The sequence below is a fragment of the Methylocystis sp. H4A genome (genome assembly GCF_015709545.1).
GTDB classification, from domain to species: domain Bacteria; phylum Pseudomonadota; class Alphaproteobacteria; order Rhizobiales; family Beijerinckiaceae; genus Methylocystis; species Methylocystis silviterrae.
In genome coordinates this window covers 111,259-131,334 of sequence record NZ_JADNQY010000023.1, presented here as the reverse complement: position 1 = coordinate 131,334, position 20,076 = coordinate 111,259, and the positions used below count along the sequence as shown (strand labels likewise).

The 20,076-nt window shown below is 63.8% G+C and carries 16 protein-coding genes; 8 read left to right on the top strand and 8 right to left on the bottom strand.

The window, feature by feature from the left end; genetic code table 11:
• Positions 1-154: 154 nt before the first annotated feature.
• Positions 155-1,291 (top strand): efflux RND transporter periplasmic adaptor subunit, encoded by a 1,137-nt coding sequence (locus IYW40_RS09750; RefSeq protein WP_246720741.1) that lies wholly within the window; start codon positions 155-157, stop codon positions 1,289-1,291.
• A 20-nt stretch (positions 1,292-1,311) separates the two neighbouring features.
• Positions 1,312-4,593 carry a multidrug efflux RND transporter permease subunit gene (locus tag IYW40_RS09745; RefSeq protein WP_196400456.1) on the top strand — a complete coding sequence of 1,094 codons (3,282 nt, stop codon included), beginning with the start codon at positions 1,312-1,314 and terminating at the stop codon, positions 4,591-4,593.
• Positions 4,594-4,630: 37 nt separating this feature from the next.
• Here IYW40_RS09745 and IYW40_RS09740 read toward each other — a convergent pair whose 3' ends face one another.
• The 7 genes from IYW40_RS09740 to IYW40_RS09710 form a co-directional block, all read right to left on the bottom strand.
• A complete protein-coding gene (locus tag IYW40_RS09740; RefSeq protein WP_196400455.1) occupies positions 4,631-4,891 on the bottom strand; it encodes a hypothetical protein in 261 nt (86 codons plus the stop codon).
• Positions 4,892-4,968: 77 nt separating this feature from the next.
• Positions 4,969-5,289 (bottom strand): (2Fe-2S) ferredoxin domain-containing protein, encoded by a 321-nt coding sequence (locus IYW40_RS09735; RefSeq protein WP_196400454.1) that lies wholly within the window; start codon positions 5,287-5,289, stop codon positions 4,969-4,971.
• An 8-nt stretch (positions 5,290-5,297) separates the two neighbouring features.
• The gene (gene glyA / locus IYW40_RS09730; protein ID WP_196400453.1) at positions 5,298-6,554 is read right to left on the bottom strand and encodes a serine hydroxymethyltransferase; all 1,257 of its coding nucleotides are present in this window, start codon (positions 6,552-6,554) and stop codon (positions 5,298-5,300) included.
• A gap of 306 nt (positions 6,555-6,860) precedes the next feature.
• Positions 6,861-9,305, bottom strand: coding sequence for a DNA topoisomerase (ATP-hydrolyzing) subunit B (gene gyrB, locus IYW40_RS09725; RefSeq protein ID WP_196400452.1), 2,445 nt, complete (start codon positions 9,303-9,305; stop codon positions 6,861-6,863).
• Positions 9,306-9,484: 179 nt separating this feature from the next.
• Positions 9,485-11,323, bottom strand: coding sequence for a DNA helicase RecQ (recQ, locus tag IYW40_RS09720; RefSeq protein ID WP_196400451.1), 1,839 nt, complete (start codon positions 11,321-11,323; stop codon positions 9,485-9,487).
• 97 nt (positions 11,324-11,420) lie between these two features.
• The gene (gene recF, locus IYW40_RS09715; protein ID WP_196400450.1) at positions 11,421-12,560 is read right to left on the bottom strand and encodes a DNA replication/repair protein RecF; all 1,140 of its coding nucleotides are present in this window, start codon (positions 12,558-12,560) and stop codon (positions 11,421-11,423) included.
• Positions 12,561-12,603: 43 nt separating this feature from the next.
• A complete protein-coding gene (locus IYW40_RS09710) occupies positions 12,604-13,158 on the bottom strand; it encodes a DUF3124 domain-containing protein (protein WP_246720740.1) in 555 nt (184 codons plus the stop codon).
• A 372-nt stretch (positions 13,159-13,530) separates the two neighbouring features.
• Between IYW40_RS09710 and coaBC the strand changes: the two genes are divergently transcribed.
• The 6 genes from coaBC to dnaA all read left to right on the top strand — a co-directional run bounded on the left by coaBC (position 13,531) and on the right by dnaA (position 19,337).
• Positions 13,531-14,793 (top strand): bifunctional phosphopantothenoylcysteine decarboxylase/phosphopantothenate--cysteine ligase CoaBC, encoded by a 1,263-nt coding sequence (coaBC, locus tag IYW40_RS09705; RefSeq protein ID WP_196400448.1) that lies wholly within the window; start codon positions 13,531-13,533, stop codon positions 14,791-14,793.
• Entirely contained in the window at positions 14,790-15,251 is a 462-nt protein-coding gene (gene dut, locus IYW40_RS09700; protein WP_196400447.1) for a dUTP diphosphatase, read from the top strand. The genes coaBC and dut overlap by 4 nt, the downstream gene beginning before the upstream one ends.
• Positions 15,251-15,694 (top strand): Rrf2 family transcriptional regulator, encoded by a 444-nt coding sequence (locus tag IYW40_RS09695; RefSeq protein WP_196400542.1) that lies wholly within the window; start codon positions 15,251-15,253, stop codon positions 15,692-15,694. Before dut ends, IYW40_RS09695 begins: the two co-directional genes overlap by 1 nt.
• A gap of 44 nt (positions 15,695-15,738) precedes the next feature.
• Positions 15,739-16,512 (top strand): enoyl-CoA hydratase, encoded by a 774-nt coding sequence (locus tag IYW40_RS09690; protein ID WP_175094405.1) that lies wholly within the window; start codon positions 15,739-15,741, stop codon positions 16,510-16,512.
• A 115-nt stretch (positions 16,513-16,627) separates the two neighbouring features.
• On the top strand, positions 16,628-16,900 hold the full coding sequence (rpsT, locus tag IYW40_RS09685) for a 30S ribosomal protein S20 (protein ID WP_014893140.1): 273 nt from the start codon (positions 16,628-16,630) through the stop codon (positions 16,898-16,900).
• A 934-nt stretch (positions 16,901-17,834) separates the two neighbouring features.
• Positions 17,835-19,337 (top strand): chromosomal replication initiator protein DnaA, encoded by a 1,503-nt coding sequence (gene dnaA / locus IYW40_RS09680; RefSeq protein ID WP_196400446.1) that lies wholly within the window; start codon positions 17,835-17,837, stop codon positions 19,335-19,337.
• Between the two features lie 73 nt (positions 19,338-19,410).
• On the opposite strand, the gene IYW40_RS09675 is transcribed toward dnaA, so the two are convergent.
• Positions 19,411-20,076, bottom strand: a 666-nt coding sequence (locus IYW40_RS09675; protein WP_196400445.1) for an extracellular solute-binding protein, incomplete at its 5' end; no start/stop codon positions are given.

Below are 20,076 nucleotides of genomic sequence, written 5' to 3'. Positions count from 1 at the left end.
TTGCCTTCCGCTAGCACTGCCCTTACTGCGTGCCAGCGTTATGCGCCGGTCAAGAACGGCCGGTTCAATGCGAACGTCAAAAACCGGAGGTGAGATGCTGTTGGCTTTTGTGGCGGCGCGCGGCGGCGATGGTCACGGGAGAGTCGCAAGCGCATTGTTTAAAACGTTCGCGGCGTTGGTGTTTCTCGCCCAATCAGCAGTGGCGCGCGCAGAGGGTCCGGCCCCGGAAGTGGTGGTCTCCCGCCCGCTCGCCAGGACGATTCCGCGCTGGGACGAATATACGGGTCGTTTCGAGGCCTTAAAGCAGGTCGAGGTGCGCGCGCGCGTCTCCGGCGCTCTGGAGAAGATCAATTTCACCGATGGGCAGTTCGTCAAAGCCGGCGACGTCCTCTTCGTCATCGATCAGCGGCCGTATCAGATCGCGGTCGACAGCGCGCGTGCGGAACTCACTCGGGCGCAAGCGCAAGCCGTGGCGTCGACCCGCGATTATGCCCGCGCGCAGGAGATGACGCAGGGCCGCACGATTACCGCGCGCGACGTTGATCAGCGCAAAGCGAGCAATGATATCGCCAAGGCCCAGGTCTTGAGCGCCGAAGCCGCGCTTCGCAACGCGGAGCTCAATCTGGAATGGACGCAGGTTCGCGCGCCGATCGCCGGGCGCGTGTCGGACCGTCGAGTCGATTCGGGCAATCTCGTTCAGGGCGGACAGGCGGATGCGACTTTGCTCACGACGATCGTGACGCTCGATCCCATTCACTTCATCTTCGACGCCTCCGAGGCCGATTACATTCGCTATGCGCGCTCAGCCGAGCGCCAGAAAGAAACCTCGGGCGAGTTTAAAAATCGCGTTTCGGTGCGGCTAGCCGACGAGACCGAGTGGACCCGCAGCGGCGTCATGGACTTCATGGACAATCAGCTCAATCGGCGCTCCGGCACGATCCGTGGCCGCGCCGTCTTCGACAACAAGGACTATTTTCTGACGCCCGGCACGTTTGGTCGCCTGCGCCTGTTCGGCGGCGACGTCTCGGCGCTGCTCATTCCCGATGCTTCCGTCGTCTCCGATCAGACGAGCAAGACCGTGCTTGTCGTGTCCGACGACAACAAGGTCATCGCCAAATCGGTGAGTCTTGGCCCCATTCACAATGGTCTGCGCGTGATCCAATCTGGCCTCGACGCGAAGGATCGGATCGTGATCGGCGGGCTCGCGAATCCGATGGTTCGATCTGGCGCGACCGTTCAGCCCAAGGAAGGCGAGATCAAGGAAGCGCCTGTCGCGGTTAGCGACCGATAGACGTCGAGATCAGGAACGCTATGCGCATTTCGCACTTCTTCATCGAGCGGCCGATCTTTGCGGCGGTGCTTTCCGTGCTTCTGACGCTTGCGGGAGCGATCGCGCAAGGCGCGCTTCCCGTCTCCGAATATCCGGAAATCGCGCCGCCGACAGTGAATATCAGCGCAACCTATCCCGGCGCGTCGGCGGACGTGATCGCCGAGACCGTGGCCTCGCCCATCGAGCAGGAGGTCAATGGCGTCGACGACATGCTCTACATCACGTCGCAATCGACCGGCGACGGACGCGTGTCGATCGACGTCGTATTCAAGCCGGGCGTCAACATCGATCTCGCGCAGGTGCTCGTTCAGAACCGCGTCGCCATCGCCAATCCGCGCTTGCCGGAGGAGGTGACGCGTTTCGGCGTCGTGGTGAAGAAGGCCTCGCCAGATCTGATGATGGTCGTCCATCTGCTGTCGCCCGACGGCTCGCGCGACCAGCAATATATTTCGAACTACGCGACGCTCTATGTGAAGGACGCCATCGCTCGAATTGACGGGGTCGGCGACGCGCGCCTATTTGGCGCGAGAGACTATTCGATGCGCGTCTGGCTCGATCCGGCGAAAGTCGAGGCGCGCGATCTGACGGCGGGCGACGTCATCGCCGCGCTGCGCGGCGCCAATCTGCAAGTCGCCGCGGGCGCGGTCAATCAGCCGCCCGCGGCCTCGGCGGGCGCCTTCCAGCTTTCGGTGCAGACTCTGGGACGGCTCAGCACGCCGGAGCAATTCGGCGACATCGTCATCCGCGCCGACGCCGATGGGCAGATTTACCTGCGCGACATCGCGCGCATCGAATTCGGCGCGCAGGACTATACGCTCAACGCCTATCTCAACCACGACGTTGCGACGGCGCTCGGCATCTTTCAGCGCCCCGGTTCGAACGCCTTGCAGACCGCCGAAGCCGTCAAGCAGGAGATGGAGCGGCTCAAGAAGAATTTCCCCGCCGGCGTGGATTACACGGTCGTCTACAATCCCACCGAATTCATCCAGCAGTCGGTGGATGAGGTCGTCCATACGCTGCTCGAGGCGATCGTCCTCGTCGTTCTCGTCGTCATCCTGTTCCTGCAGACGTGGCGGGCGGCGATCATTCCCGTGGCGGCGATCCCGGTTTCGCTGATCGGCAGCTTCGCCGTGATGAAGGCCGCCGGCCTCAGCTTCAACACGCTCTCGCTCTTCGGCCTGGTGCTCGCCATCGGCATCGTCGTCGACGACGCGATTGTCGTCGTGGAGAATGTCGAGCGCTATCTCGCGCAAGGGCTCTCGCCCAAAGAAGCCGCGCACAAGACCATGGATGAAGTCGGCGGGGCGCTGATCGCGATTGCGCTCGTGCTCTGCGGCGTGTTCATCCCGACCGCCTTCATCAGCGGCTTGCAGGGCGCGTTCTACAAGCAGTTCGCCATCACCATCGCGAGCGCCACGCTGATCTCAGCCTTTGTTTCGCTGACGCTGTCGCCAGCGCTGGCGGCGATGTTGTTGAAGCCGCATGATGTCGAGGAGGAGGAGAAGACACATCGGCTGAGCTGGGCGCATGCGCCGCTGCGTCGCTTCTTCGACGCCTTTAACGCCGCGTTCGACAAGGTGTCGACGGCATATGGCGCGGCGACGGGCCGTCTCGTGCGGCTTGGCGTCGTCATGCTCGCCGTCTATGCGATCCTCATCTTTTTCGCCTTCGATCTGCTGCGTCGAACGCCGACCGGCCTCATTCCGCAACTCGATCGCGGCTATGTGATCGCCGCTTTCCAATTGCCGCCCGGGGCGACGCTCGATCGCACTGACAAGGTCATGCGCGCGGCGACGGACATTATTTTGAAGCGCGCAGGCGTCAAGGACGCTGTCGTTTTCACCGGCTTTGACGGCGCGACATTCACCAATGCGCCGAACACGGGCGTGATCTTCGTCACGCTGGAGGCATTCGAGGAACGTGCAAAGAAGGGGCTGTCCTCCGCGCAGATTCAAGCCGACCTTTACGGCCAACTGTCCAAGCTGAACGACGCCTTCGTCTTCGTGCTGGCGCCGGCTTCGGTTCCAGGAATCGGCACCGGCGGCGGCCTCAAGGGCTATGTGCAGGATCGCGCCGGGCGCGGACTTCCTGCGCTCGACAACGCGACGTGGACGCTTGCCGGCGCGGCCGGTCAGTCGGGAGAATTCACGCAGGCGTTCACGCTGTTCAACACGCGCACGCCGCAAATCTTCGCCGACGTCGATCGCACGAAGGCCGAGCTCATCGGCGTGCCGATCTCGCGCGTTTTCGAGACGCTCTCGGTCTATCTTGGCTCGACCTTCGTCAACGACTTCAATGTCCTTGGACGCACCTACCGCGTCATGGCGCAGGCGGATGATCCCTTTCGCCTGACGCTGCGCGACATCGCCAATCTGAAGACCCGCAGCGCCTCGGGCGCGATGGCGCCGATCGGCGCCGTCGCTGCGTTCCGCGACACGACGGGCGCGTTCCGCGTGCCGCGCTACAATCTCTATCCGGCCGCCGAGGTGCAGCTCAATCTCGCGCGCGGCGTCTCCTCCGGCCAGGGCATCGCGGCGGTCGAGAAGCTCGCGGCGGAGAAGCTGCCGCAAGGATTCGGCTTCGAATGGACGGAAATCGCCCTGCAGGAGAAGCTTGCCGGGAATACCGCCGCCATCGCGTTTGGCCTTGCGGTGGTTTTCGTCTTTCTGCTGCTCGCCGCGCTTTATGAGAGCCTGCTGCTGCCGGTTTCGGTGATCCTCATCGTGCCGATGTGCATTCTCGCGGCGATGCTCGGGGTCGTCTCACGGGGGCTCGATCGCAACATATTGGTCGAGATCGGTCTGGTCGTGCTGATCGGCCTCGCGGCGAAGAACGCCATCCTCATCGTCGAATTCGCCAAGCAGGCGGAAGACGCCGGCCAATCGAAATTCGACGCCGCCGTCACCGCCGCCCGCACGCGTCTTAGGCCCATTCTGATGACGTCGCTCGCCTTCATTCTCGGCGTGCTACCGCTCGCCGTCGCGCAGGGCGCAGGCGCCGAAATGCGTCAGTCCATCGGCACGGCGGTGTTTTTCGGCATGCTCGGCGTGACGCTGTTCGGCCTCGCGTTCACGCCGACCTTCTACGTGGTCGTGCGCATTTTCGCGCGTTATTTTCAATCGGGGAGCGCCCGAGAGTCCACGCCAGCGGCTGCAAGGTCGGGCGGGAGTTTCGCGCAAGAGATCGGCTTGCAGGAAGCAAAAAAGATTGATCTGGGCCGAGCCAAGACATGGCTCGACGACCTTCGGCGCAAGCTTCACTGATAGAGCGCGGCGCAAACGGCCGCGTTTGGCGCGTTACTTACTGGAAGTGGTCTTCGCGCAACTTCGTGCTCTGCGTCGGGCCGAACTCACGGCGGCAGGCGGGGCTCAGTCGCGCCACATTGTCGCTTAGGCAGGATTCGATCTCTTCGACGAAAGGAATGTTGGAGCTGCAGAATCTCAAGGCGTCGCCCATGCAGTCAGAACGCTCCTGAGTTGTGCCCTGAGCGCAGGCGGGCGTCGCGGCGGCGAACGCCAAGAAAAATGGGAAGAGAAACGAAAACGGAATGAGCTTACGCATGTTGATCCTTTCACACCTACGCGTCTGCAATGCGCAAAACTAAGCGTAGAACCGTTCTTGAGAAAAGCAAAGTGGGTTCAACTAAGCTTTTCCTGTTCATCGTAACTTCGCGATGGCGCTGGGACTTGCTCGGCAAGAGCGGCGCGGGTGAGACGCAAGAGGTCGTCGAGCGAGGGATTGGACAGGGCGTCGCCTGACGGTTCGAAACGCACGACGGGATCGCGCGTGCAGAGCCGCAGACAGTCGCGCGTCGCAATGGCGAGACGGCCGGAAGCCAGCTCCTGCGAAAAGGCCTGCGCAAAAGACGTCTCGACCGACGCGAGCAGCATGCGGCCTTTCCCTTCGGCGTCGCAGCGCGGGCCGACGCAGACGAGAAGACGAATGGGGACGGCGTTCACGGGGGCGCTTAATAGATTGGGTGTTGCGCGCAGAGCGCCGCGACATCTTTGCGGACAGTTTCGATCAACCCGTCATCGCTCGGCTCATTCAGCACGCGATCGATCCATCCCGCGATCGCTTCGAACTCGGCGGCGCCGAACCCGCGCGTCGTTCCGGCGTTGCTCGAAAGGCGCAGGCCCGACGGCGCCTCGGGCGGACGCGTATCGAAGGGGATCATATTCTTGTTGACGGCGAGGCCGGCGCGCTCCAGCGCCCTGGCGGCGACATCGCCAGTCAAATCGCGCGCGGCAAGATCGACGAGCATCAGTCCCATATCCGTGCCGCCGGTGATGATGCGCAGGCCGGCATCTGCAAGAGCGTGCGCCAGCGCCCGCGCATTGTCGATCACCGCCCGGTTGTAGGCCGTAAATTCCGGCCGCAAGGCTTCGCCAAGGCATGCCGCTTTGCCGGCGACGCCATGCAGCAGCACCGAGCCCTGCACGCCGGGGAATATGCCGGCGTTGATCCGGCCGCTCAGGCCTTCGTCGTTCCACAGAACCATGCCGCCGCGCGCGCCGCGCAGCGATTTGTACGTCGTCGTCGTCACGACATGCGCATGGGGGAGGGGATCAGGATAGAGGCTGGTTGCGACAAGGCCGGCGAAATGCGCCATGTCGACAAGGAGATAGGCGCCGACCTCATCGGCGATCGCGCGCATCGACGCGAAATCGATGGCGCGCGCATAGGCGGAGCCGCCGGCGATGATCATGCGCGGCTTTTCGCGCCGCGCGAGATCGCGCACCTCGTCGAGATCGATGCGTTCGGACTCGCGGCTGACGCCATAGAAGACAATTTTATAATCGCGCCCGGTCAAAGTCGCCGGATGGCCATGGCTGATGTGGCCGCCGGCGGCGACATTCATCGAGAGGATCGCATCACCGAGTTTCAGGAGGCCAAGAAACACGCCGGCGTTGGCGTTGGAGCCCGAATGCGGCTGCACATTGGTGAAGCGACAGTTGAAGAGTTTCTTCGCGCGTTCGACGGCGAGCGCCTCGATGGCGTCGGCGAATTCGGCTCCGCCGTAATAGCGCGCAAAGGGCAGGCCCTCGACAGTCTTGTTGGTGAGGATCGACCCCTGCGCCTCCAGCACGAGCCGCGAGACGATGTTTTCGGAAGCGATGAGCTCGACGCCTTCTTGCTGGCGCCGCAACTCGCCGGCGATAGCCGAGGCGAGTTCGGGATCGGCGGAGAGGCCGAGATCTGAGTGTGGGCTATGCGCCGTCATGATTACTCAGTTCCGTGGCGCCGATACCTTTCTCGATCAATCCAAACGCGAATGTCGTCGTCGTTGCGCGCAGTGTCAAACGCGAACTCTTTCGTACAATGATGGATTCGCCCGCAGGCGAATTGGGACAGAGAGCGCATTATTTGCTCGCGCCGCGTTTGCCTAAGCAGTCCTCATGCTGAGGAGGCGCCTGCAAGGCGCCGTCTCGAAGCACGAGGGCTGCGCTGACTGTCGTTGGTTTCTGGAGGCGGCCCTCGTCCTTCGAGACGCGCGCATTGCGCGCTCCTCAGGATGAGGGCCTTTGGCTCACACATCCAAATTGGCGACGTTCAGCGCATTCTCCTGAATGAATTCGCGCCTCGGCTCCACCACATCGCCCATCAGCTTGACGAAAATGTCGTCCGCCTCCACGGCTTCCTTCACCTTCACTTGCAGGAGCGAACGCGCGTCGCGGTCGAGAGTCGTCTCCCAGAGCTGTTCGGCGTTCATTTCGCCGAGACCCTTATAGCGCTGGATCATCAGGCCCTTGCGGCCGATCGAGTTCATCGCGTCGTAAAGCGCCAGCGGACCGGAGAGCGGGGCCTCGTCGCCGCGCCGGATCAGAGTCGCCGGCGCGGCGAAGATTTCGCGCAGGCTCTCGGCGCGCTCATGCAGCTTGCGCGCCTCACTGGAATTTAACAGCGAGGCGTCGAGCGTCACGGCATGAGTCACGCCGCGCAGCGTGCGCTTGAAGACATATTCGAGACTTTGGCCGCCGTCGCGCACCTCGCCCGTCCAGCCGCGTTCGGTCTCCTCCGATATCGCATCGAGGCGTCGCGAGATGTCGTCGGCGTAGCGCTTCGCCTCCGCTTCATCCGTCTGCGGCGTCAGATCGCCGGCCATCGCCGCCTGTTCGACGACAGCGCGGTCGTAGCGCGAATGCAGGCTGAGCATCACATTGCGGAACGCGCGGGTATCTTCGAGCGTTTGACGCAGGTCAGCGCCGGCGCGATCTTCCGAACCGGTGCGCAGCACGGCGCCGTCGAGCAGACTTTCGATCAGATAATCTTCAAGCGCGCGTTCGTCTTTCAGATATTGCGTCGACTTGCCGCGCATCACCTTGTAGAGCGGCGCCTGGGCGATGAAGATATGCCCGCGCTCGATCAGCTCCGGCATCTGCCGGTAGAAGAAGGTCAGGATCAGCGTGCGGATATGGGCGCCGTCGACGTCGGCGTCCGTCATGATGATGACCTTGTGATAGCGCAGCTTGTCGACGTTGAACTCGTCGCGGCCGATGCCCGTGCCGAGCGCGGTGATCAGCGTGCCGATCTGTTCGGACGACAGCATCTTGTCGAAACGTGCGCGCTCGACATTGAGGATCTTGCCGCGCAGCGGCAGCACCGCCTGGAATTCGCGATTACGGCCCTGCTTGGCCGTGCCGCCGGCGGAGTCGCCCTCGACGATGAACAGTTCGGCCTTGGCCGGATCGCGCTCCTGGCAATCGGCAAGCTTGCCTGGAAGATTGGCGACATCGAGCGCGCCTTTGCGGCGCGTCAGCTCGCGCGCCTTGCGCGCCGCTTCGCGCGCCGCCGCCGCTTCGCACACTTTGGAAACGACGGTCTTGGCTTCGGCCGGATGCTCCTCCAGCCACTGGCCGAGCAATTCGTTGACGATATTCTCGACGGCCGGGCGCACTTCCGAGGAGACGAGCTTGTCCTTCGTCTGCGAGGAGAATTTTGGGTCCGGCACTTTCACCGACAGAACGCAGGTCAGTCCCTCGCGGCAGTCATCGCCGGTAAGGTCGACTTTCTCGCGTTTGGCGACGCCCGAGGATTCGGCGTAGCCTGTGATCTGGCGCGTCAGCCCGCCGCGAAATCCAGCGAGATGCGCGCCGCCGTCACGCTGCGGAATGTTGTTGGTGAAGGCCAGCACATTTTCGTGGTAGCTGTCGTTCCACCACAGCGCGACCTCGACGTTGATTTGGTCGCGCTGGCCGTGAATGAGGATCGGCGCCGAGACAAGCGGCGTCTTCGCGCGGTCGAGATAGCGCACGAAAGCCTCGAGTCCGCCCTCGTAATAAAGCTCTTCGCGCTTGACCTCGGCGTGTCGCGCGTCGGTCAAAACGATGCGCACGCCGGAATTCAAAAAGGCGAGTTCGCGAAGCCGATGCTCGATCGTCGCGAAGTCGAACTCGATCATCGTGAAGGTCGCGGAGGACGGCAGGAACGTCACTTCGGTGCCGCGCTTGGGCGCGCCGTCGACGACCGGCGCGTCGCCCACAACGACGAGCGGCGCGACCGCGTCGCCATTGGCGAACTCGATTGCGTGTTCTTTGCCGTCGCGCCAGACGCGCAGCTTCAACCACACGGAGAGGGCGTTGACCACGGAGACGCCGACGCCGTGCAGACCGCCAGAAACCTTGTAGGAGTTCTGGTCGAACTTTCCGCCGGCGTGCAGCTGCGTCATGATCACTTCGGCCGCTGAGACGCCTTCCTCGTGATGGATGTCGGTCGGAATGCCGCGGCCATTATCGAAGACCGTACAGGAGCCGTCTGCGTTGAGCGTCACGTCGACATGGGTGGCATGGCCGGCGAGCGCCTCGTCGATCGCGTTGTCGACGACCTCGTAGACCATGTGGTGGAGGCCGGTGCCATCGTCCGTGTCGCCGATATACATGCCGGGACGCTTGCGCACGGCGTCGAGGCCACGCAGCACCCTGATGGACCCTGCGCCATATTCCGCCGGGTCGTTCCGTTCGGTTTCTTCGCTCATTTGACCTATTTGTCGGGGGGTCGAACGACCCTCGATTCGAGAAGGCCGATTTTACCCCGGAATGGTTGCAAAATGCACGGAAATAACTGCGCTTTCCGGCGGTTTCACAGCCTTTCCGCCGGGCGGCGGGCCCGCGCCGGCTTCCCGGCCAGGGTTATGCCTCGGCGCCGGGGAAAAAGCTAACGCAGCGCCTCCGCCAAGGCTTCGAGAAAGGCGTCGCCGTAACGCGCGACTTTCCTCTCGCCGACGCCGTGCACCGCGAGCATGTCGTCGAGCGTCGCCGGCCGCTTTTCGGCCATGTCGATCAGCGTGCGATCGGCGAAGACGACATAGGCGGGCACGCCTTCCTCCTGCGCAAGTTCGCGCCGCTTGCGCTTGAGGGCCGCGAGAATGCGATCCGTCGTCTCGTCGAGGCCGGCGGCGGCTTTTTTGCGACGGTCGCTGCGCGTCAGCGGATCGCCGCGCAGCATGATCGTCTCGCGGCCGAAGAGTATCTTCTCGCCTTTCGCCGTCAGCGCGAAACCGCCCATAGGGCGTCCGTAAGGACGCCCGTCTTTCGACGGGCTATGTTCCGCGCTTGCGGTTCGCAGCGCGCCGGCGGCGAAGAGTTGACGCATGATCGACGACCACTGCGATTTGGAAAATTCCTTTCCGACGCCGAAAGTCTTGATCGCGTCATGCCCATGCCGGCGCACGGCGTCGGTCGCTTCGCCTCTCAACACGTCTGCGATATGTCCGGCGCCGAAGCGCTGGCCGGTGCGATAGATGGCGGAGAGCGCCTTTTGCGTCGGGATGACGCCGTCGAAAACCGCGACCTTGCCCTGGCACACGTCGCAGCATCCGCAAGGCGCGGCTTCTTCCGCGAAATAGGCGAGCAGCGTCTGGCGCCGGCAGCGCGGCGTCTCGCACAGCATGGCCAGCGCGGAGAAGCGGTCGTGTTCGATGCGGCGGCGCTCCTCGCTCACGTCCTTTTCGTCGATGCGCCGGCGGAGGAAGGCCATGTCATCAAGCGAGTAGAGCGTCAGCGTATCGGCCGGCAGCCCGTCGCGGCCCGCGCGCCCGATCTCCTGATAATAGCTCTCAACGGACGACGGCATATCGGCATGCGCGACGAAGCGCACATCCGGCTTGTTGACGCCCATCCCGAAGGCGATGGTCGCGACGGCGATGACGGCGTCTTCACGCAGGAAACGGTCGCCATTGCGATTGCGCGTCGCCTGATCCATCCCCGCATGATAGGCGAGCGCGTCGTAACCTTGCTCCTGAAAGTAATACGCAAGGTCTTCGGTGCGCTTGCGCGACGAGCAATAGACGATGCCGCTTTCGCTTTTGTGCTTTTCGAGAAAGTGCGAGAGCTGGCATTTCGGCTGGTCCTTCAGAGCGAAATTAAGCGCGATGTTGGGCCGATCGAAACTGTGCAGGAAGAGCTGTGGCGGCGAGGAAAAAAGTCTCCTGGCGATGTCCTCGCGCGTCGCGGCGTCGGCCGTGGCGGTGAGGCCGATCGCCTGGATGTCGCCGAGCGCTTCGGCGGCGCGACCGATCTCGCGATATTCGGGACGGAAATCATGGCCCCATTCCGAAACGCAATGGGCTTCGTCGATGGCGAGGCGTCGCGCCCCGGCGCGGCGCACATCGGCGATGAGTCCGTCCATCATCAGGCGTTCGGGCGAGACATAGAGCAGTCGCAACGCGCCGTCCCGCATCGCGCGGCGGGCTTCGTCGTTCTCTTCCGCGCCGTTCATGGAGTTGAGCGTCGCCGCCGCAATGCCGAGCGCCCGCATCTGCTGCACCTGATCGCGCATCAGCGCGATGAGCGGCGAGACGACCACCGTCAGCGCGCCTTCCATGATCGCGGGAAGCTGATAGCACATTGATTTGCCGCTGCCGGTCGGCATGACCGCGAGCACCGGCCCGCCACGGAGCACGGCGGCGATGATCTCGGCCTGACCGGGACGGAAGTCGTCATAGCCGAAAACGGATTTGAGCAGGACGCGCGCCTGCGCGGGAAGCATGGCCATGGCGGCGGGATAGCATGGGAGAGGCCCACGCGGCGATCAGGAACGCAAGCTGGCGGACGCGCCAGGTCGATGGTGCTTCGGTCATCACAGGGGAGGGCTAGGCTTCCTCCACTTTCCCGGGCGTCACCCGCATGATCTGCGCGCGTCCCTGCAATGACGCAAACAGCAGCGGGTCCGCGCCCGTCATCCATATCTGCCCGCCAAGCGTTTCAAGCTCCTGAAACAAGGCTTCGCGACGCTTTGCGTCGAAATGGGCGGCGACTTCGTCGAGCAGCACCAGCGGCGCCTGTCCGGTCATGGCGGCGACGAGGCGGGCGTGCGCGAGCGTCAGGCCCATCAGCAGGGCTTTCTGCTCGCCGGTTGAGCAGGCCCGAGCCGCCTCGTTCTTCGGACCATGGCGCACGGCGAGGTCGCTGGCCTGCGGACCGATCAGCGTCCGTCCGGCGGCGGCGTCACGGCGTCGGGACGCGGCGAGTTCACCGCGGTACCACTCCTCCACCGCGAGCGCCGGATCGAGCGCCAGCCGCCGCTCCAGCTCGCCCTCGATCGTCACGTCCGCCCAAGGGAAGGGCGAGGCGTCGTCGCGTCCGGCGGCGATCAGCGCGACGAGCCGCGAAACGGTCTCGCGCCGCGCGGCGGCCACGGCGACGCCGAGCGCGGCGATCTCCTGCTCGGCGGCGTCGAGCCAGCGCCGGTCGGCGACGCCTTCTTCGAGAAGCCGGTTTCGGTTGCGCAGCGCCCGCTCCAGCCTGTTGGCGCGCGCGCCGTGCTCGGCGTCGACGCCGAGCGCCAGCCGATCCAAAAAGCGCCGTCTTTCTCCCGCTGCGCCCGAGAAAAGCCCATCCATCGCCGGCGTGAGCCAGAGCGCCCGCACATGATCCGCGAAGGCCCGCGCAGAGCTCACAGGCATGCGATCAACGCGAAAAAGCCGCTCGCCTGACGGCGTCAGCCCGTGGCCGAGCTGCGTCGCCACCCCGTCGGCCTCGACTTCGATCGACACGGCGAACCCGCCGGCGCCGCCGCGTCTCGTGCATTCGGCGAGTTCCGCGCGGCGCAGGCCGCGGCCAGGCGAGAACAGCGACAGCGCTTCAAGCAGATTGGTCTTGCCCGCGCCATTCTCGCCAAAGAGCGCAATGATCGTCGACTCGAAGCGGCAATCGAGCGCCGCATAGGAGCGGAAGTCGCTGAGCGTCAGGCGGCGCACGCGCGGCGCGCTTTTTGTCGCAAGGGTCATCATGACGCCGTCGCGTCAAAGCGACGCGGCGCCTTCGCGTGAGCGATCATTGTGGCCGGGAAACGCGGCGGCCCGGCGAGAGGATGGCGTAGCTGTGGGGACCTGTGTAGGAGGTCATCACGGCTTCGATCAAGGGTTCGTCCGATCCTTGCGCCGTTGACCAGTCGACCGTGAAACTTGCGCCGGTGCCGCCGCGAACGTCGTCTTGCGCAATGGTGACCTGCAATGAGGCGTAAGGCTTCAGATAGATGGGATCATTCAGGTAGCTTTCGATCAACTGACCCGAGCCGCTGCGGTACTCAATCTTTTCGATCGCGAGAATATTCGTCGCCGAGGCGTTGTGAATCGACAGCGCGCCGGAGAAGTTCAGCCGCGTCACGCCGCCTTGCCCGATGAGCGTCGAATGCAGCGGAATCAGCGTGCGCCCGCGAAGCGCGAGTTTCTCCGCCGGAGCAGATGTCGTGGCGTCGGGGCTGACGATGACGGGCTGAGCCGACGACGGCGGCGAGCGAGCCGCGCACTCCGTGACGAAGGCGCTCACGACCAGAGCGAGCGCAAGAACACGCGGGGCAAGAACACGCGGGGCAAGGCTAAGCGGCATTGCGCACACCTTTTCCTTTCGACTCGACATATGCGGCGCCGGCGCACACTAGCACCGCGCTGCGAAAGGTCTAATCGAATGTCATTCCCCGCAGGGGCGATGGTTGGGCATGCGCGACGAGGCGTCGCATCGCTGAAGCCCAACGTGTTTCGGTAATTCTTGGGGCAAGCGAAGCCGCGTTTTAACCGGGGAGAGACCATGCTTGTCGGCGTGGCCCTGCCGGAAAGCGTCGCGCGCGACCTTATCGCAGAGCGGCGAATGTTGGCGCAAGCGTCCCACGAGCGGAAAAGCTCTCCCGATCGGACGAGCGAAGTCGTTTGGCCTTACGCATAAAATCTGTATTCTCCGCCTGCGGCGATCGGAGTTTTTTCAGTGGCGGGCGTGGGTTGTGCGCGGAGCCTCGAGGCTAAACGCGTCTTGCTGATCGTCGGCGGGGGGATCGCCGCGTATAAATCGCTGGATCTCGTGCGGCGCCTGCGCGAGCGCGGCGCGCGGGTGCGCGTCGTCATGACGGCGGCGGCCAAGGAGTTCGTGACGCCGCTCGCCTTCGTCAGCCTCGCGAACGGAAAAGTCTATGACGATCTCTTCTCCGCAACCGACGAGCAAGAGATGGGCCATATTCAGCTGTCGCGCGACGCTGACCTTCTCGTCGTCGCCCCCGCGACGGCGCATCTCCTCGCACGCGCGGCGCGCGGTCTCTGCGACGATCTGGCGACCACCCTGCTGCTCGCGACCGACAAGCGCGTTCTTTTTGCGCCGGCGATGAATGTGCGCATGTGGCTTCACCCCGCAACCCAGCGTAACGTCTCGACGCTGCACGGCGACGGCGCTTGGTTTGTCGGCCCGAACGTCGGCGACATGGCCTGTGGTGAATATGGACCAGGGCGCATGAGCGAGCCGCTGGAGATCGTCGAAGCGATCGAGACGGCGCTGAAGCAGGACACGCGGTTGCCCGCGCCCGAAGGCTTGCGGACGCGCGGCGGCGCGCTCGAAGGGCTGCATGTCGTCGTCACCTCCGGGCCCACACATGAGCCGATCGATCCGGTTCGCTACATCGCCAACCGTTCCTCAGGGCGGCAAGGGCACGCCATTGCGGCGGCGGCGGCGCGCGCGGGGGCGCGTGTGACGTTGATCTCAGGGCCGGTCGCCCTCTCAGATCCGTCCGGCTGCGAAACCATACATATAGAGAGCGCGCGAGACATGCTGGCCGCCGTGGAGGCCGCGCTTCCGGCGGATATATTCGTCGCCGCAGCGGCTGTCGCCGATTGGCGCGCGGAGCCGGCGGTCGACAAGATCAAGAAAGGCGCGCGCGGCGCGCCAAGCCTGTCGCTTGTCGAAAATCCCGACATTCTTGCGAGCGTCTCACGCGGACCGAACCGCCCTCGCTTGGTCGTCGGCTTTGCTGCGGAAACGCGCGACCTTATCCGCAACGCGCAGGAAAAGCTCGACCGAAAAGGATGTGATCTCATCGTCGCCAACGACGTCAGCGAGGGGACCGGCGTATTTGGCGGGGCCACGAACCAGGCCCACCTCGTCTCGCGAGGGGGCGTCGAAGATTGGCCGCGGCTTCGCAAGGAAGACCTCGCCGAGCGGCTCGTGGCGCGCCTGGCGCAGATGATCGGCGAAGCGTCATGAAAGTCGCGATCCGCCGACTGCCGAACAGCGATGGTCTGCCATCCCCGGCTTACGCCAGCGAAGGCGCAGCGGGCCTTGATCTCCACGCCGCGCTGGCGCCGGGGCAAAAGCTGGTGCTGGAGCCGGGCGCCCGCGATCTCATCCCCACAGGACTCTCGATCGCTCTGCCTCAAGGCTATGAGGGACAGGTTCGTCCGCGATCGGGCCTCGCCGCGGAGCACGGCGTCACCGTGCTCAACGCCCCGGGCACCATCGACAGCGACTATCGCGGCGAGATCAAGACACTGCTGATCAATCTTGGGGGGCAGCCCTTCGAGATCATTCGCGGCATGCGCATCGCCCAGCTCGTGATCGCGCCGGTGACGCATGTGATGCTGGAGGAGGTCGACGATCTCGACGCAACGACGCGCGGCGCCGGCGGCTTCGGGTCGACGGGACTGACCGGAGAAGGCGCGTGATGAAGCTCCTGCCGCGCACCGCTCGCTTTGCGCTCATGGCGACGCTCGACGTGGCGCTTCATGCGCGCGGTCGGCCGGTGTCGTCAAAGCAGCTCGCCGCGCGTCACGATCTTCCCCCGCGACGCTTGGAGACGGTCCTGCAGGCCCTGGTGAGAGCGGGGATTCTCAAAAGCGTAAGAGGGCCAGCGGGGGGCTATGCGCTGGCCCGCGAGAGGCGCCGTCTCTCCGTCGGCGAAATCGTTCGCGTCGCCTTGCGCGCTGAAGAGGAGGAGCCGGACGTGGCGCCGCCGCTGCTCTCGGCGGTGCTGGAGCCGATCATCGCTGAAGCCGAAGAAAGCGCGCTCCGGCAACTGGACGACGTGACGCTCGACGATCTGCACGCCCGCGCGGTCACGCTTGGTTTTGGAGAAAGGGCGGACGCGAGCGGCGATTTTGAGATATGAAGCGCGCGAGCCGGCGAAGTCGCTGGACTGGCGAGGTGGCGCGCATGACTTATGACACGATTGCAGTCGAGACGCAGGGCCGAGTCGGACTGATCCGTCTCAACCGGCCTGAAGCGCTCAACGCGCTGAACGCGCGGCTCATCGCCGAGCTCGACGACGCGCTCGCGAAGTTTGAATCCGATGACGGCGTCGGCTGCGTTGTCCTCACCGGCTCCGAGAAGGCCTTCGCCGCTGGCGCGGACATCAAGGAGATGCGCGACAAGGGCTTCGTCGACGCCTTTCTCGACGATTTCATCGGCCGGTGGGACGTCGTGGCGCGTGCCCGCAAGCCCATCATCGCCGCCGTCTCTGGCTTCGCGTTGGGCGGCGGCTGCGAAATCGCGATGATGTGCGACTTCATTCTCGCGGCGGACACGGCGGTATTCGGCCAGCCGGAAATCAAGCTCGGCGTGATTCCCGGCGCCGGCGGCACGCAGCGGCTGACCCGCGCCGTCGGCAAGGCCAAGGCGATGGATCTCATACTGACGGGTCGGATGATGGGCGCCGAGGAGGCCGAGCGCGCCGGCCTCGTCGCGAGGATTGTCCCGGCCGCCGATCTTCTCGCCGAGGCGATCAAGACGGCCGCGACGATCGCGTCTATGTCGCTTCCCGCGGTTCTCATGGCCAAGGAGGCGGTCAATCGCGCTTTTGAATCGACGCTCGCGGAGGGAATCCGACATGAGCGAGGGCTTTTCTATTCACTTTTCGCCACGGGCGATCAAAAGGAAGGCATGAACGCCTTCGTGGAAAAGCGGAAGCCGGCCTTCGCCAATCGATAGGGCGGCCATTGACGAAAGGTGGCCGTCGCGCTTATAAACCACGCCACTTGGCCGCGATTTCGCGGCCGTTTGGTTTTTGGGCGGCATCGCCGTCACTCTCAAGGACACGCAAAGCATGGCCAATACGAGTTCGGCCAAGAAAGCCGTTCGCAAGATCGCCCGCCGCACTTCGGTCAATCGGGCGCGTCGCAGCCGCATGCGCACTTTTGTGCGCAAAGTCGAGGAGGCGATCGCCTCGGGCGACGCCTCGGTGGCGGCGGACGCGCTGCAAAATGCCGTGCCGATCGTGATGCGCGCCGCGCAGCGAGGCGTCATTCACAAGAACACGGCCTCGCGAAAGGTTTCGCGCCTGACCGCGCGAGTGAAGGCGCTGGCCGCACAAGCATAGAGAATTCGCCGCGCGTAACGTGGACGCAGCATTTTTCGAGCCCGGCGAGAGCCGGGCTTTTTTATTGCGCAGGACGGCGACGGCAATTCGTCGCATGAAGCGCAGATGACACGGCCAGGAATTTTTTTTCGCAGCAATAAGTCGTGATCATTCAAAATTCTCCCGATTCAATCTCTTGCAATCAAGCTGTCACGAACGGGAAATAGCGCGGGCACTTGACACTATTTTTGGCGCTTACTCCGCGCGCAGCGGTCGCCCCGACGCGCATGTCACCCGCGGAATTTTAAGAGCGGCGAATCATCGGCTTATCGTCGAAGATGAAGAAAGTTCACGGCGCCACGCGACAAAAGTCCAATCATTATGACAGATTTAATTGCGAGCGTCGTTGCGCGTGATGGCGCTGACGTGTAGCTTCGAAGGGTCGAACGAAGGGCGGTCGGCGTCAGTTTTTCATGGGCGCGCAATAGTGAGGGGAACGACCTGCGTTCCCCGGCGCGGATGGGGCCCACAGAGCGAGACGCATTGCCGCCTTCCAGCCGTTCGGCTTGAAAACTCAAGTGATCAGTTCGCAAGGGCGTAGAGTAAATTCCGTTTCCTGCGACGCGCATCAATCCGGGATTCTCGCTGATCCCGGACCAGGGGAGAGCTTTGCCATGGCGAAGGGGCGGTTGGCCGAGACAGTCCAGGGAGCGCGCAGCGTCAACGATCGCATCAACATGCGGTCGTTCGGGACGTCTTGCGGCGTCTGTTTCACGCAAGACGCCAGCGTCGGCAGATGCGCGCGGCTCGCGATTGGGCCGCCTTCAAGAGTGTTGATTTAGCGCCGTTCGCGGCCGCAATTACGCGATCCAACCAGGTTCCTTTCGATCAGCGCCAGCGGCGAGATTCGCCGAGGGCTCCCTTTCTGGCGCTCGTTTCGGAAAAAAGGTCTGATATGTCCGATCATAGAGAACAATTGGCAGACGACGGAGTAACCGCTGAAGATCGCTCGAAATGGGACCGAGTCCGACACAGACTGAGGAGCGACCTCGGCGACGCGGTTTACAATTCCTGGTTCACGCGATTGGAGCTCGAGCGTATCGACGGCGGCGCGGTGCATCTGACGGTGCCCACCAAATTTTTGAAAAGCTGGGTGCAGTCGCACTATGCGCCGCGCATCAAGGCGCGCGTCGCGAGCGAATTCTCGAAGGTCGAGCGAGTCGTCATCGACGTACGTTCGCCTATGCGCAAAGCTCGCTCGCGTGAAGACGGCGCAGATCAGGTCGAGTCCAACACGACGCACTGCGCCGCGCGCGCCGTCGCGTCATTCGCGCCTGCTCTCGAAGCGGCCAACGAAGGAAATGCACGCCGCGCCGTTCGCCCGATGACCATGCGTCACGACGCCGACGCTTTCGTCGGCTCGCCGCTTGATCGTAGGCTGTCTTTCTCGACCTTTCTCGTCGGGCCGTCGAACCAGCTCGCCTACGCGGCCGCCTGCCGCGTCGCGGAGGCGCGCTCCGGCGATCTTCCGATGTTCAATCCGCTCTACGCCCATGCGGCGGTCGGGCTCGGCAAGACGCATCTGCTGCAGGCGCTCGCGCATGCGTCGAACGACAACCGCCGCCATACGATTTATCTGACGGCTGAGCGCTTTATGAGCGGCTTCGTCTCGTCGCTGACCACGCATACGTCGCTGGCGTTCAAGGAGAAGCTGCGCGGCATCGACGTGCTGATCATCGACGACGTTCAGTTTCTCCAAGGCAAATCAATCCAGCAGGAATTCTGCCACACGCTGAATGCGCTGATTGACGCCGGCCGTCAGGTCGTCGTCGCGGCCGACCGGCCGCCGTCCGAGCTCGACACGCTCGACGAGCGCGTGCTGTCGCGATTCAAGGGCGGGCTTTGCGTCGACATCGGCCCTCTAGACGAGTCCTTGCGCATCAAGATCCTCGCCGCGCGCATTGCATCGGCGAAGGAGTCGCAATCCAGTTTCCACGTGCCGCCGGAGGTCATCTCCTATGTGGCGCGGACGATCGCGACCAACGGCCGTGATCTTGAGGGCGCCGTCAATCGGCTTCTCGCCCACGCGACGCTGACCGGGGCGCCGCTGACGGTCGAGACCGCGGAAACGGCCATTCGCGATCTCGTGCGCACACAGGATCCCAAACGCGTCAAGATCGACGATATCCAGAAGCTCGTGGCGAGCCACTACAATATTTCACGCTCCGACATTTTGTCCTCCCGGCGCACCGCTAATGTGGTGCGGCCTCGGCAGATCGCCATGTATCTCTCGAAAGTGCTGACGCTGCGCTCGCTGCCGGAGATTGGCCGTAGATTTGGCGGCCGCGATCACACCACGGTGCTGCACGCGGTGCGGAAAATCGAGGAGCTCGCCTCCAAGGACAAAGGGCTCGCCGAAGTCATCGAACTTCTGAAGCGCATCTTGAGCGAGCAGTAGACTGCGGCGCTCGGCTGGGTTCACGCGTCATGCGTGACGCGTTCCGTCGGGCGCACGTCGGCGCCAGATCTCTTCATCGTCCGGTCTTCACCGTCGTCCACATTCGGGTGATCAGTTTCTGAACCGTCTGATCGGGCGCCGTGACGGTAAACAGGCGCCGCATGGTGAGGTCGTTCGGATAGACCGACGGATCATTCGCGACCGCCTTGTCAATCAGCGGTCGCGACGGCGCGACGCCATTGGCGAAATTGGTGGCGATCGAATTGCGCGCGGCGACGTCGGGTCGAAGCAGATAGTCGATGAAGAGATAGGCTTCCTCAAGATGGCGCGCATCCTTTGGAATCGCGAGATTGTCCAGCGACAGGAGCGAACCTTCGGTCGGTATCACGTAAGCGATATCGACGTCGGTTCCGGCTTCGCGGGCGCGATTGCGCGCTTGCAGGCTGTCGCCCGACCAACCGATGGCGACGCAAATGTCGCCGTTCGCCAGCGCATTGATATATTCAGAGGAATGAAATTTCTTCACATAGCGGCGCAGACTTCCTAAGAGGGTGGCGGCCCGCGAAAGGTCCTTCGGATTTTTCGAATTGGGATCGAGCTTCAGGTCGTTGAGCGCGATCGCGAACATGTCCTCCGGACTGTCGAGCATGTAGACGCCACAGTCGGCGAGCTTCTTTAAATTTTCCGGCCGCAGGACCTGATCCCAGCTCGTTATCGGCTTGCCAAGCCGCTCCTGGAC